This is a genomic window from Amycolatopsis regifaucium (genome assembly GCF_001613935.1).
Classification (GTDB): domain Bacteria; phylum Actinomycetota; class Actinomycetes; order Mycobacteriales; family Pseudonocardiaceae; genus Amycolatopsis; species Amycolatopsis regifaucium.
The window spans coordinates 1-13,958 of the sequence record NZ_LQCI01000032.1; the positions used below are offsets into that span (position 1 = coordinate 1).

At 66.3% G+C, this 13,958-nt stretch carries 12 protein-coding genes and 1 pseudogene; 6 read left to right on the plus strand and 7 right to left on the minus strand.

All coding sequences use genetic code 11. The features are described 5' to 3' along the window. Positions 1-2,363: pseudogene (locus AVL48_RS23740) on the minus strand (error-prone DNA polymerase); the annotation flags it as partial. Positions 2,364-2,585: 222 nt separating this feature from the next. Between AVL48_RS23740 and AVL48_RS23745 the strand changes: the two are divergent. Then, positions 2,586-3,284, plus strand: coding sequence for an SDR family NAD(P)-dependent oxidoreductase (locus tag AVL48_RS23745; RefSeq protein WP_082857755.1), 699 nt, complete (start codon positions 2,586-2,588; stop codon positions 3,282-3,284). A 4-nt stretch (positions 3,285-3,288) separates the two neighbouring features. On the opposite strand, the gene AVL48_RS39155 is transcribed toward AVL48_RS23745, so the two are convergent. Beyond that, positions 3,289-4,074, minus strand: coding sequence for a hypothetical protein (locus AVL48_RS39155; protein ID WP_143105073.1), 786 nt, complete (start codon positions 4,072-4,074; stop codon positions 3,289-3,291). Between the two features lie 483 nt (positions 4,075-4,557). Here AVL48_RS39155 and AVL48_RS23750 point away from each other — a divergent pair, with 483 nt between their 5' ends. The 3 genes from AVL48_RS23750 to AVL48_RS39850 all read left to right on the plus strand — a co-directional run bounded on the left by AVL48_RS23750 (position 4,558) and on the right by AVL48_RS39850 (position 9,080). After that, positions 4,558-4,749, plus strand: a complete 192-nt coding sequence (locus AVL48_RS23750) for a hypothetical protein (protein ID WP_061990228.1) — start codon at positions 4,558-4,560, stop codon at positions 4,747-4,749. Positions 4,750-5,581: 832 nt separating this feature from the next. Beyond that, positions 5,582-8,518, plus strand: a complete 2,937-nt coding sequence (locus tag AVL48_RS23755) for an SEL1-like repeat protein (RefSeq protein ID WP_061990226.1) — start codon at positions 5,582-5,584, stop codon at positions 8,516-8,518. A gap of 322 nt (positions 8,519-8,840) precedes the next feature. Then, positions 8,841-9,080, plus strand: coding sequence for a hypothetical protein (locus tag AVL48_RS39850; RefSeq protein WP_061990224.1), 240 nt, complete (start codon positions 8,841-8,843; stop codon positions 9,078-9,080). 99 nt (positions 9,081-9,179) lie between these two features. Here AVL48_RS39850 and AVL48_RS39855 read toward each other — a convergent pair whose 3' ends face one another. Beyond that, complete coding sequence (locus AVL48_RS39855; protein WP_177242396.1) at positions 9,180-9,461, minus strand: hypothetical protein; 282 nt, start codon at positions 9,459-9,461, stop codon at positions 9,180-9,182. Between the two features lie 453 nt (positions 9,462-9,914). Further along, positions 9,915-10,841, minus strand: a complete 927-nt coding sequence (locus AVL48_RS23770; RefSeq protein WP_074038348.1) for an RNA polymerase sigma factor — start codon at positions 10,839-10,841, stop codon at positions 9,915-9,917. 47 nt (positions 10,842-10,888) lie between these two features. Here AVL48_RS23770 and AVL48_RS23775 point away from each other — a divergent pair, with 47 nt between their 5' ends. Both AVL48_RS23775 and AVL48_RS23780 read left to right on the plus strand, forming a co-directional pair. Then, positions 10,889-11,128, plus strand: coding sequence for a hypothetical protein (locus AVL48_RS23775; RefSeq protein WP_244162680.1), 240 nt, complete (start codon positions 10,889-10,891; stop codon positions 11,126-11,128). 130 nt (positions 11,129-11,258) lie between these two features. Next, entirely contained in the window at positions 11,259-11,525 is a 267-nt protein-coding gene (locus tag AVL48_RS23780) for a hypothetical protein (protein ID WP_074975822.1), read from the plus strand. A 128-nt stretch (positions 11,526-11,653) separates the two neighbouring features. On the opposite strand, the gene AVL48_RS23785 is transcribed toward AVL48_RS23780, so the two are convergent. From AVL48_RS23785 to AVL48_RS23795, 3 genes are all read right to left on the minus strand, one after another. Continuing rightward, positions 11,654-12,025, minus strand: a complete 372-nt coding sequence (locus tag AVL48_RS23785; RefSeq protein WP_177242397.1) for a ClpX C4-type zinc finger protein — start codon at positions 12,023-12,025, stop codon at positions 11,654-11,656. Positions 12,026-12,291: 266 nt separating this feature from the next. Then, on the minus strand, positions 12,292-12,954 hold the full coding sequence (locus AVL48_RS23790; protein WP_143105074.1) for a GNAT family N-acetyltransferase: 663 nt from the start codon (positions 12,952-12,954) through the stop codon (positions 12,292-12,294). 84 nt (positions 12,955-13,038) lie between these two features. Beyond that, positions 13,039-13,764 carry an MptD family putative ECF transporter S component gene (locus AVL48_RS23795; RefSeq protein ID WP_143105075.1) on the minus strand — a complete coding sequence of 242 codons (726 nt, stop codon included), beginning with the start codon at positions 13,762-13,764 and terminating at the stop codon, positions 13,039-13,041. Between the last annotated feature and the right edge of the window lie 194 nt (positions 13,765-13,958).

Genomic DNA, 13,958 nt, shown 5'->3' on the forward strand with positions numbered 1-13,958 from the left:
GCGTGGATCTGCTCGAACACGGACACGGCGGTGTCGCGGTCGACGCCGTTCGCCGCCGCCCCGTCGAAGAACCGTTTCGCGAGTTTCCGCATTTTGGCGCTGGAGCGTTTCGCGCCCATCGCCCGCCGCAACAGGTCCGCCTCGGCGGGAGTGAAGGAGGCGACGTCGACGGCCATCTGCATGACCTGCTCCTGAAACAACGGCACCCCGAGTGTCCTATCGAGACTCCGCGCCAGCAAGGGATGTTTGTGTTTCCAGGTTTCCTCGCCTCGGCGGCGCGCGATGTAGGGGTGGACGGAGCCGCCCTGGATCGGGCCCGGCCGGATCAGGGCGACTTCGACGACGAGGTCGTAGAACTTCCTCGGCCGCAGCCGCGGCAACGTCGCCAGCTGCGCCCGGGACTCGACCTGGAACACCCCGATCGCGTCCGCAGCGCACAGCATGTCATAGACATTCGGGGCGGCGAGGTCGAGCTTGCCGATGTCGACTGTCTCCCCGTGGTATTCGGCGATGAGGTCGATCATGTAGTGCAGGGCGGAGAGCATGCCGAGGCCGAGCAGGTCGAACTTCACCAGCCCGACGGCGGCGCAGTCGTCTTTGTCCCATTGCAGCACCGATCGGCCGGGCATGCGGGCCCACTCGACCGGCACCACCTCCGACACCGGTTTCTTCGAGATCACCATGCCACCGGAGTGGATCCCCAGGTGCAGGGGGAAGTCTTCGAAGGCGTCGGCGAGTTCGAGGATCTCGTGCGGGATCTCCCCCGCGGCCTCGACACTGGTTTTCTTCACGCCGGCCCAGCGGTTGACGATCTTGCTGTAGGCGTCCTGCTGGCCCGGGCTGAAACCTAAGGCTTTGGCGGCGTCCCGGATCGCCGACGGCGCCCGGTAGGTGATCACGTTCGCCACCTGCGCCGCATGGAACCGGCCGTGTTTGTCGTAGACGTACTGGATCGCCTCTTCGCGGCGGTCGGACTCGATGTCGATGTCCGGCGGCCCCGTCCCGACCCGGCGCCAGGAACCGCTCGAACAACAGCCCCCACTTCACCGGGTCGGCGTGGCAGATCTCCAGCGCGTAGCAAACCGCGGAGTTCGCCGCCGATCCCCTCCCCTGGCACAAAATGTTGGCGTCGCGGCAGAACCGGACGACGTCCTACACCACCAGGAAATACCCTGGGAACCCTAGCTTCTCGATCACGCTCAGCTCGTGCTCGAGCTGGGCGTAGGCCTTCGGATAAACGTCCCGGTGCCCGTAGCGTTTCGCCGCCCCCCGCTCACGTCAGCTCCCGCAGGAACGACATCTCGTCATGCCCCGCCGGGACCGGAAACGGCGGCAGATCCGGGGCGACGAGGTTCAGGTCGAAGGCGCATTCGACGCCGAGCAGGGCAGCGCGGGTAACCGCGCCGGGATACCGGGCGAAGAATTCGGCCTGCTCGGCACCGGAACGCACGAACGCCATGTGCGCCGCCGACAGCCAGCCCTCCATGTCATCCAGCGACTGGCGGGCGCGGACCGCGGCGACCGCGTCACTGAGCGGGCCCCTGCCGGGGTGGGCGTAGTGGACGTTGTCCGTCGCCACCGTCACTACCTCCGCCGCCTCTGCCATCGACGCCAGCGTGTCGTTGTAGGTCGAATCCAGGGGCAGGCTGTGGTCGATCAGCTCCACCGCCACGTTGTCTCGTCCGTACCGGTCCACTAGGGACACCAGCTCCGACATCGCCCGGGCCTTGTCGTCCGCGGCCAGGGCGCGGCGGACCCGGCCCTTGCGGCAGCCTGTCAGCACCAGCACATGCCCCGCCAGGACGTCGACCAGCGCGTCCTCGTCGTAGACCGGGCGGCCCTTCTCCCCACCGGCCAACTGCGGCCGCGAAATCACCCGGCACATGCGGCGGTAGCCCTCCAGGCCGCGGGCCAGCACCAGCAGGTGCGCCCCACCCGGATCCGCCACCCCGTTCTGCGGCGCGGCCAGATCCAGCGACAACTCCGCGCCGAAACCCGACCCGGACCCCGAGCTCGCGGGCGGCCTCGTTGAACCTCACCGCCCCGTACATGCCGTCATGATCAGTCAAGAAGACCGCATCCAAGCCCTGGCGGGCGGCCTTCTCGACCAGCTCCTCCGGGTGGCTGGCGCCATCGAGGAAGCTGAAGTTCGAATGCGCGTGCAACTCCGCGTACGGAACCCGCAGCACCGCGCCGCCGTCGTCGTCCCCCTCACGGACCCGCCAACCCACCGGCGGCCCCGCATAGCCCTCCCGCTTACGCGACCACGCCGACGAATCGTTCCCATCACCCTCCACACGAGGACGACCGGACGCGACCCACTGGATCTCACGCCACGGAACAGCAGGATTGTTGAACGCCACACCAGCTCCACACCACACACGCTCTGCCGTGGGGGGAAGCCAGCGACAAACACTCGAACATACGCACGAACTCTGTCAAGGATCCTGACCCGCCGACCACCCTGCAGTCAAGCCGAGTGGCTGACATAACACCAGGTAGTAAACCCGACACCACCCGACCAGTGAACCGTCCGCAGCGACTGGCATGGTTGACTCAACTTGATAACACACTAGGCCGTAAGAGTGGCCTGGGAGGCACAGTGGACGAACCCGACTGGTGCCCGTGTGGTTATCACCGGACGTAGATCCTCGACAGTCACAGCCACGGCTGCCCACCTCGGACCGACGGTGGCCCCTGCAGTGCTGGACTTGGCCTCGCTAGAAAGCATTCGTGACCTGACCAGCCTGGTGTCCCAGGAGCTGGGAGCTGTGGACGGCCTCGTGATCGCCGCCGGGGTCAGCAAGGCACAACTGGCCCGAGCGGTAGCGCCACAGGACTTCGACGAACAGGTCGCCGTGAACTACCGCGGCCCCTTCTTCTTGGTCCAGGCCATGATCCCTCTGTTCTCACCGGCGGCAGCCATTGTGCTCGTTGGCAGCGCCATCGACACCGTGGGCACTCGCGGGCAGGCGGTCTACGCGTCCACCAAGGCCGCGGTGGAATCCCTCACCATGTCGCTGGCAGCGGAACTAACGGAGACCGGCGTCCGGGTCAACTGCGTCGCGCCAGGCCCGACAGATACCGGGTTCTTCGGCAAGCTCGGACTCCCAGCGAAAGACGCCGCCGCCACCGTGGAATACCTGACAGGTGACGTGCCCGCACGACGGCTCGCTAGACCTACCGAAATTGCGTCTGCGGTGAAGTTCTTGGCCTCATCGGAATCGTCCTACATCAACGGCGCCAGGATTCCTGTCGACGCAGGATGGCGACGACTCTATTGATGAGTCACTCATGCGTCCAGCCGACCGACAGGTTCCGTTCAGTCACCGCTCTCACTCCCCCAACTGACAGCCCCTCGGTGAGCGGCCCGAGCACGGGAGCAAGAGACAAAACGGCCCTCCTGATGCTTCCGGATTCAATCCCACGCGGATAGGACTCCTCGATCCCCGGCGGCGGCGGACATTTCGCCGTTTGCACGGAAACCAGTCCGAAGGAGGGATAGTCAAGCCCCCGCGCCGCCGCATGCAACTTCCACCCGCAGTCCCTGGCCTGATCAAGCGAATGTATAGCCCGCCACATTTTACCTCGCCTGCCATGTTTGGCTGCGTCTCCCAGATTCAACCAAGACAGGAACGCCCATTCACGTCGCTCATCGAACGAGGCCTCAAGCTGCGACGGCAACCACTTCTCCTTCAACCGGCCCGTCCGGTCGAACAACACTCGAGCCCCGGGCGGCACACCCGGTCGATCAGACCCCGCGAGCACCACCAGGCTGAGTTGCCTACCGTCCTCGTACTGCACAATCACATGCGTCGCCGCCGTGGAAGCACCGACGTCCTGCAACAAGGTGTCACTCACTGCCGCGAAACGGCCTGCGGCCTCGACAACTGCCGCACACGCCTCAGGCAGTTTGATGCCGTCGCCAACACCGAGTCCCGCATCGACGTCCGAATATTCATCCCCGCCACCCACCGCCAGCGACCCTCCAAGCTCGAGCCAGTCACACCACGGCGTATCCCGCACCCAAGCGCACAAACAATCGACGATCTCCCACGGCCCCGATGTCCTCACACTCACAAGCTGATCATCCTCCTCGCTCGGAACAGGTCCATTCACCCCCGGTGCTCTGCCCTGTACGCCCGGTTCCGGGCACACCCGCCACGTGCGCCGATCTCGACCGTCTCACGATGCACGCGTTCGCCTCCGTCATCCGCCACCAGGGCAGCCTCGCGACGATGATGGCGGCGGACGGCCGCGCGCAGGACGGCCTACTGCTACGCCAGCCATGAACTCAATCCCCGAAGCGCGAGCCTGCCAAACTCAGTGCGATGGTCCCGACGATCTTCGACCGAATCACCTGAACGTGCGTTCCAGAACGCAGCCGCTCGTAGCCGAATACTGCACACTCGAATATGCGCACTGCACCAGCAGTGGCTGACATAACACCAGGTAGTGAACCCGACACCACCCCAACCAGTAAACCGTCCGCAGCGACTGGCATGGTTGACTCAACTTGATAACACACTAGGCCGTAAGAGTGGCCTGGGAGGCACGGTGGACAAACCCGACCTGACCGGCGCGACCGTGCACGAAGCCGCCGACAAACTCTCCCTCGGCGGCGGCCGCTGGTACGTCCTGCCCGACGACACCACCGACTACCAACCCTTCGACGGCACTCCTCGCCCCGCCCTCGTCGCCGCATCGACACTGCGCGACATGTCGACCTGGACCGAAGTGTCGAACTAGATCTCATCCGACCCGATCCGGCCCGGGCGCAATCGCGTCCCGCACGGCGGGTGCAACTTCCCGGAGCTTCCAGTCGAGCCGGCTCAGCACGGCGCCCACCCGCCGACGACGACGATCGTGACCGCCGCGTTTCTGTCGGTGGGTCGTGGGATAACGGGTACATGGATCCATGTCGACATACGCAGCGCAAGCGACATACTCAACTCCGGCATCAGCCACGGTCGGCGCCGTTGTGGGTCGGCGATCCCGAAGACTGGGCGGTCGTTCGACAGAGGCCCCGCTCTCCCCTTGTTATGTCCAGAGCCTGGCTGCGACGTCGAGTTGATCTCGTGCGAGAACCGCAGCTTCAAACAGAATCCCCGATTCTTCAGGTTCAAGTCGGTCGACCGCTCCTGCGACCATTGGGCCGACCATGATCACGGCGGTGGCCCGGAGACGGCGCAGCGCGAGTGGGTCAAGTACCGGCTGGCCACGATCGCCCGCCGGCTCGGCTAACCGGCTAGAGGGGGCGGCGCCGAATGCGGAATGAACGGCACGTTCAGCTGCGCTGGGAATCCCGGACAGTGGTCGCCGATGGTCCGTGCGACCCAGCGGAGATCGTGCCCTATCCCGGTATCGCGGTCGCCCACCGCGAGCGCAGGCACGCCGTCGACAAACTCTGGCTCCCGGTCGGAGAAAGCCGAACCCCCCATCGCTGACGACGAAGCGGGCTGTGACCGTTTGCGCTGCCACTCACGTAAAGTGTCTAGCGGCGCGGTCTCGGTGATATAAGCAGTGGGCCGAAGACGAAACCGCATTAGCCGCACTAGCTGGACGCTTCTCAGGGGGTCAAATGGCGGTTCCTGTATCGGAACAGCGCAAGCTGTTCCAACGCTCTGGCGACGTGTGCGCTTTCCCCCGCTGCAAGAAGGCGCTCACGGCGAAGCAGACAGACAGCGAACCCGTGGCGTCCTTGGGCGAGATAGCCCATATTGTGGGCGACAGTGCCAACGGACCTCGTGGGACTTCCCTGCTCACATCCCGCGAACGCAATCAGTACGAGAACCTGATTCTCCTCTGCAACTATCACCATCAGCTCATCGATTCGCATCCCGCCACCTGGACGGTCTCACGGCTTGAGGCGATGAAGCGGACTCATGAGGAATGGGTACGGTCTCGGCTCGGCTCGATCGATCCCGTGACGGGCACAGCCGATCGAGGCGCTCAATCCGGAGGCGACTTCATCGAGTGGTTCATCACCGAGGCGGAACGGTGGCCCATCGTCGATTCCCCGGTCGACCGGGCTCTTCTGGGTATCCATGCCGCGCTACCGCTCCCATCAGGACTCCCTGAGTCGCTGTCGGCGCAGCTGCCTGAGTACGTGCGTCGCGACATGGACGCCGAACTCCATGAGGCAGTTGGCGACGCGGCGCGCCGAAGCGGCTTCATCGTCGTGGTAGGGCCGTCGGCATCGGGCAAGACTCGATCGGTGTATGAGGCTGTGCGCGCCAAACTTTCCGGCTGGCGCATGATCATCCCGCCGACGGCGGGCGACCTCGACGAGTTGCTGCTCTCTGGAATCCCGCTGGACCGCTCGGTCATCTGGCTCGACGAGCTAACCCGCTATCTGGATTCCGGCGCGCTGAGTCTGCGAGCCATCCGGAAGATTCTCGCGGAGCAGAGCGGTCCTCTTCTTGTCATCGGGACTATGTGGCCTGCAGATTTTGACCGTTATTGCGTCCCGCCCGTCACGGAGCATGCGCTGGATCTGAACGCCGACGCCGCCGCGATCCTCCGCCTTGCCATCAGGTTCGATCTCGCCTCCGCCTTCACAGAGCCTGAATACCGGCGGGCGGCAACAGTTGGCGAACAAGATCCCCGCGTCCGCGAGGCGATCGAACGCTCGGCGGACGCGGCGATTCCATCGTGCCTGGCATGCGCGCCTGAGTTGATCCGCCGCTGGGAGCAGCCCAGCGACCCGGTGGGCGCGGCCGTCATCACCGCTGCCGTCGAGGCGCGACTGTGCGGTCACCCTGCGGCCGTCCCGCCTGGTCTTCTGCGGTCGCTGGCCGCGGAGTATCTGACCAGCGCGCAGCGGGCCACGGCAACGGCCGACTGGTTCGACTCGGCGCTCCAATGGGCGCTGCGTCCGGTCCGCGGGGACGTCGCCCCACTCATCCCGATGGCACGCCGCGTCGGAGAACTCGATGGCTACCAGGCATCCGATATCCTCACGCACCGAGCGGCGCGGCGCTACGGCGAGCGTAGACAGTCCCCGGACAAGCTCTGGGGCGTCTTGGCGACGCATGCGGATCACGAGGCGTCCATGGCGATTGGGATGTTCGCTAGTGCTTGCGGCTATCCCGATCACGCGGAAGTCGCGTGGAGCCGTCTCGCGGAGGCTGGAGACACCTCCGCCATGCGTGCCCTGGGGTTGGCGCGCCACGACGACGGCGACGACGAGGGCGCAGCCACCTGGTACCACCGTGCGGTCGAGGCCGGCGACAACGAAGCGATGGCGCCCCTCGCAGCCGCGTTACAGCAGCTCGGCCGCACCGGCGAGGCGAACACCTGGATCCGTCGGGGCGCGGAGGCCGGCGTGCCGGGCGCCATGGTCGGTCTCGGTCGGATGTTGGAGGACGACGGCGACTATCAGATGGCGCGGCACTGGTACGAAGCCGCATCGGAAGCCGAGGACGACGGCGCGGGCAAGCTCTTCCTCGGCTGCATGTTGCGCGATCAAGGAGATCTAGACGCAGCCTGTGAATGTCTGCACGAGGCAGCCGAGGCGGGCCGTGCGTTCGCGGGCGCTGATCTCCACCACATGGCGATGCCGATCGGGGCAACCGACGCCGCGATCGGAAGGTTCCGCGTAGGTCTCACGACCACGTATGCGAGCGCGGCGTTATGCCTCGGCGAGATCTACCTGTCGCAGGAGCGCTCCGACGAAGCGAAGACCTGGCTTCAGCGCGCCGCGAACCTGGGACGCCAGGACGCGATGCTGGTCCTCGGCACCTTGGTCTGGCATGAAGGCGAGCACGAACTCGCCCTGACCTGGCTCCGGCCGGCCGCGGAGGCGGGCGAGGCCGAGGCCATGCTCTACGTAGGTCTGACGCTGGATGAACTGGAGGAAAGCAGCGAAGCGGGCACATGGTTCAAGAGGGCCGCGTCGGAAGGACATCCGCTGGCCATGGGCCGCTACGCGATCTACCTTCACAAGCACGGTGACACCGCGCAGGCGCTCGAGTGGCTGACCAAGGCCCGTGAGGCAGGCGACCGAGTGGCCGACATGTTCTTCGCAGCAGTGCGCGGGACGAACAGTCAGACGGTCGTAACCGTGAGCCCTCTGAACCTCGGAGACCTGAACGACGCGATCAGCTGGACCCCGATGGCGCACACCTGTGGATGTGTCGCGGACTGGGGCTGGGAAGTGGAGCACTCCGACCCACTGAGCTTCATGCAGTGGTGCTCCGGGGTGGTGACTGTGGAATGTCCCTGGCACGCGGTGGCCAGATTCCCCGAGGACAGGCCGCCTCTCCTCGTCCGGAGCTCGCCGCACGGCCCCGCCTTCTACGCACGGGCCGCGTCCAGCGCCGACGAGAACCTCGGGCAGCGCATCGCGTCGGGAATCCAAGAACTGCTCGCGATGGCCGAGAACGGGGACGTGGCAGGCATCCTGGCTACCATCTCATCCGATTATAGGTCCTGGCTCGAATCCCAGCAATACGATGTGGAAGAAGAATGCTTCCGTTGGCGCCTTATGAACCTAATCCTAAACCGTTGCACATAAACGGACTGCCGGTTCGGTATTTCATTGGTTGCACATCTTCGCTGGGCTACTCCTTGATTGATCAAGCACCTTAAGGTTCTCGGCCGCGCGGTGGCCTTCACCAGCGTCACTACTTACCGCGATCACCAGAGATGCGAAACGTCGCACCTGTCCGCACCACGGCATCATCACGCAACAAAAGCCTCACCGCGGGGCAAAATACGCGCGCTCCAAGCACGCCCTCATCGGCGCGCCAGGGAACTGACCGAACGCGTGCTCAGCCTACCTAAAAATAGCACTGGTCGGCAGGGTACTGTTCAGCTCCCACGCGGCGGAACTGTGGTTGCAGGGCACCAACGGGATCAGCTGGATCCCCGCAGTGTTCTTCTGCGTGCTCGCGATCGCTTGCGCACATCGCGGCCTGAGCTGGGCTGCGGGTGTCGCCGCGGCGCTGGGTTGCCTCAGTTCCGGCGCGGCGCTGCCGATCTGGTTCGTCCTGGCACTGATCGCCTTTCTGCGCAACGACTCGCGTCTGCGCTTCCTGATTCCCGGCGCCATCGGCGTTCTCGTTGTCGTGTCATGATTTCAGACCAAACCACCCGGCCGGCAATCGCTGGCAACCTCCGCGTTCGACCCCGACAACAGGCTGTCCGTCTTCGCAGCCGTGCTCGGCGGGCTGTGGTCAGCCGACGTCGCGGTCGTCGCGGTGATCGCCGGCCGGATTACCATCGCCGCACTGATCTATATTGTCCGCGACGCGAATCCGCAGGTATCCGGTTGGGTCGCGCTCGCCACCTACGTCGTTCTGCTGACAGAGCATACTCGCGATGGGCAGAACGACCGACCAGGTGCCCGGCGGCAACGTCGGGCTGATCAGCCGGAACGTCGTCATCGGCGCGCTCGCCACCAGTGCCCTGCTGGCTTTGGTGACCATCAACCGTCCACGATCAGGAAGGATGGTCATACGATGAGAATTAGTCGACCGCTCTGACAGCTGCTGCCGAACGACGAGCCCCTTGTCGCATCGCGTGTATAAATGGCACGATAATAACGGGGCAATGAGAAGCGATGCAGCCCCGAGGCCCGGTTCCAGGTCGGCGAGAAAGTTGGGTGCCAGCCCTGCAGTACCCGTGAACAGTGCGATCATGAGCGAGCGGTCTTCGTAAGGGGAGACAAGTCCGTTCAAACGCACGGAGAGGAAGTGCGGCAACGTTCCCTGTGCTGCGGAGCGCGTCTGTTACTGCAGAGTGTCCCGCAGGCCCCGGTTGCGCAGGTCGGTCACGACTTGACCCGGAACTTCGCGGCTTCACTGTCGGCGATCCAGAGGCCGAGGGCGTGTTTGCGGCCGGCCGGGCGGTCTCGAAATCGAACGGTCCATTGTGGACATCGCCCCATCACAACGGCAGCACCGAAAGCGTCAACACCGTACCAAAAAGCTCATGAAACAGATCCGTGTAGGCGCCGGATTCGACCCCCTTCGCCGCCGCGTACTCCTCCTCTGGTATTTCCGGAAGGCGTGGTAGATCGGCGGGAAGGCGCGGACGCACAGGTCGAGGTAGTGGTCGTTGAGCGAGGTGTCCGGTGTCCAGCGGCCGTCCTTGAGCGCGGTGACGAAGTCGGTCCAGGCCGCGGTGACGGTGTCGTGCACGAGGCGTTCGACGTCGGCCGGGGTGAGGTCCTCGGGCACGCGGAGCATGCGGCGGCCGGCGCGGGTGGCTTCCTGGATGATGCGGCCGGAGTGGATCCAGGCGCTGACGATCGGCCGGGTGTGGTCGATGACCTGCTCGGCGAAGAGATCGAATTCGCGGCCGGAGAACCCGGCCGTGCGCAGCCGGTCCACCAGGGCGGCGTCGACCGGGTAGGCGACGTCCTGCTCCTTGACCAGTTCCCGCAGCTTGTTCAGTGCCCGCGCGCGGCTGGGGCCGACCGACCCGACGGACATGCCCAGTTCCCGCGTCACCGTCTGGTGTGATTCCCGGTTGATCACCAGGCGCCGCAACAGGTCCTGGTTCCGGTGCGAGAGCCGGGCGAAGGCCCGCCACAGCCGCTGATCGTCGTCACTGCGCAGCGCCTCTTCTTCCGGCGCGGGCTCGATGCTCTCCATGTTCTCGGCCAGCGCGTCCGACAACGGCGCCACTCGTGCCTCAGTGTGGGCGGCCTGTGCCGCGTTCCGGCGGGCGGTCGTGATCAGCCATCCCGCCAGCGCCCGGGTATCCCGGATCCGGTCCATCTGGCTGAACAACGCGAGCCACGTGGTCTGTACGACGTCCTCAGCCTTGTGCCGGTCGCAGCCGCTACTGCGGCTTCCCTCGCGGAACCCGTTCGACGTGGCTGTTACATGCACGGTCCGCGATGCGACATACCTGGGACAGCCGACGGAAGGCCGGGGTTTTGGGGACTGATCGTGTGGTCCAGCTGCGCTGGGAGCCCCGGACGGTGGCGGTCGACGACGTCGCCGGGTACCCGTCGACACTCACCTATCCCGGCATCGCGGTGGTCCGCCAGTGCGCCGAGCGGGTCGTCGGCGAGGTCTGGCTACCGGTCGGCGAGGAGGAGCCGACGTTCGCCGACGACGAAGCCTTGATCGCCGCGTTGCGCACGGCGTGGTCCTGGAGCCAGACAGCGGCCTGACGAATCGTGAAGGAAAGTCCCTCTAAGAAGGCTCGTCGCGGCGACCGGCTGGCGCCGCCGGCCACCGGCGCCGCTGCCGGAGATCACGATCCCGCTCGGCCTGCGCCGTGGCTACGACACCAACGCCCTGGTGTATCCGGCTGTGGAGACCCGCCGTCGGCTCGTCGACGCCGTCCCCGGCGTCCGGGCGCGGCTAGCCCGGTTGTGCTCGGTGCGGATCCTCCATGACGGCGACGCGCAGTGGCACCACGAGCCCGGCCTGCTCGTCCACGCCGACGACGCCGGCCCGCTCCCCCGCCTCGCCCGGTTCGCAGCCGAGCTGGGCCAGGACCGCTTCGTCGCCACCGGGATGGGCGCGACTACCGCATACCGGCGCCGGAACCCGGCGGCCGGCTAGACGATGTGCGCAAAGTGGTCTCGGGTTGAGATGATCTTGGTTCGTGGCACGTGGAGATCTGACGGACGAGGTGACCGTCCTCGTCGCGGCCATCAATGAGTGGCTGACCATTTCCGTCATGGCCAGCTTTACTCCTCGCCGGAGAAGCGCTCCCACGCGGACTGCCGGGTCATTCCCATCGCCTCACCGATGCGCGCCCAGGTCACTCCCAGCGCACGTGCCTTGAGTACCCATTGAGCGAGGTTCCGCTCGGTCTGCGCTCCCGCAGCCGCGATGCGCGGCAGACTCGCCAGCACCGCGTCGGCGCTCGTCGCCTGGTCCCACGGCGCAAGGTGCGGTCCGCTCTCCGCAGGCTTCCCCTCGATCACCGCCGAGCAGAGGGCCACGCACTCATCACAGATAAACACCCCAGGTCCGGCCACGAGCGTCCCCACCTCGGTGTTCCGCTTCAGGCAGAACGAGCACGCCGCGATCACAGACTCCGTTGCAGCAGGCGACATCCGATCACTCCCTTCTCCGTCAGGCACTTCCTGACGGCGTCAGGCGTGACCTTACATCGTCAGGAGTCGCCTGACAACAGGATTGGCGACCCGACGCCCCGTACGGCCAGGCATCCCGGACTGGCCCACCGTCTACAAACGACTCCTGCGGGTCACCAAGGACCGGATTGTGTTGGCGTACAACGCCGACAATGACCGCGGCGTGATCGCCGCCGACTGCCACCGGCACGGCACCCGCCTGGCCCACCCAGGCGCGAGGGAGCATTTCACGACGTCGGTGGGCCGCCGAACAGGCGCCGGATCGCGCGGGGGCTGATCGGATCGCGTTCGATGGGGCGGCCGAGGTTCGCGAGATGGGCCTCGGTCTCCCATCCTTCACCGGTGATCCCGGCGTCGACCTGGCAGCGGCACGGCCGTGGCCGCGGCGGGCCGAGCAGCCCGACCTGGGCCCAGAACCGCGTGCACGCCGGATCCGTCCCGAGCGGGGCGGTGGTGACCAGGTAGCCCTCGCAGCGGGCGCGGGCCGCCGCGACGAGCACTCGGCCCACACCGCGGCGCCGGCGGGCCTCGGCGACCTCGAGGTACTGCACGACCGCGCGCCTGCACGTCCCGCACAGCGCGAGCGCGATGTAGCCGTAGACCTCGCCCTGGTGGACCAGCTGGATCTGCCCCGCTCCGGCCGGGGAATCCGGCGGGACGACCACGAGCGAGATCTTCAATCCGTCGACCTGATCCGGGCGCAGCTGGTGCGGCAGGTCCGGGTTGATCGTGATCCACTCCCCCGCGTCCGGGCCACCGGCATCCCGGCATGCGGTGCAGATGAACGACGAGGTGCCGTACCGGTGGGAGTAGCCCGCCATCACCCCGGCCAGGGACAGGTCACAGCCCCACGGGCAGTGCCGACCCGCCGACGTCGCCGAGGAACTCAACGGATGTTGCGTCGCTGTTGATCTTCTCGGCGCTGGAGCGCCGTTCCATTTCCGCGTGTACCCGAAGATTGTTGCCGCGATGACTCAGAACTCGTCGAGCGAGCCCGAGAGCATCCAGCCGCCGACGACCGCAGCCAGCACCGCGAAGCCGGTCAGGGCGTAGAACTCGCCGTCGAACTGGAGTCCGTAGGCCAAGACGTCAGCCAGCAGACAGGCCGGCGCAACGGCGAGGAGCATCCAGCAGAACGCGCGGAACGCGAGCATGAACAAGCCGCTCCAGCCGCCAATGATCAGACCCCACAGGGACACGCCGAGGCCAGCATGGACGAGCAGCAGCCACGGCACCAGCAGCCCCGACACCGCCGGTACGAACCAGTCCGACGAGCCGGGCACCTCAAGCCCGACGACCTCGCCGCGCCAGGTACGCAGGGTGATCGACTGGTCCGGCATGACGTGCTCGTAGAACTCCTCCGTCACGTCGTGGGGCTGCGGTTCGTTCCCGGCCCGCTGCCAGGTGACCTCCCAGTGACGCGTGGTCGTGGTCGTGAAGTGGCCGTCGACGTCGGTCGCGGTGGTGGTGTACGTCCGTCGGCCGACCACCGTCGCCGGTTCCCGACCCACACAGCCGCCATCCTCGTGATTGCACTGCACGGCTGCCCGGAACTCCTCGGTCTGACGCCACGGAGCGATGGCGCCGCCGACGCCTACGCCGATGACGACGACACCGATCACGACGACGAGCCACCGGGTCCACGGCCAGCGCGCCGGGCGGCCATGAACCTGGCGTGGATCGGATCGTGGCCAGCTCACCGTGATCACCCCGTCTCGGCCGTCACTCCCCTCTCTATCAGGCCGCGCCGCCGCGCGGAATCCGCCAACTAAGTCCGGAGCTAGTTGGCGGACCGCAGGTCAACCGAAAAAACGGACACACCCCAAGGCGCCGTCACCACCAGCCACGCGTTCACCCGCACCGCCCTCGGCGTGTCCCGCACCGTCGTCAACGG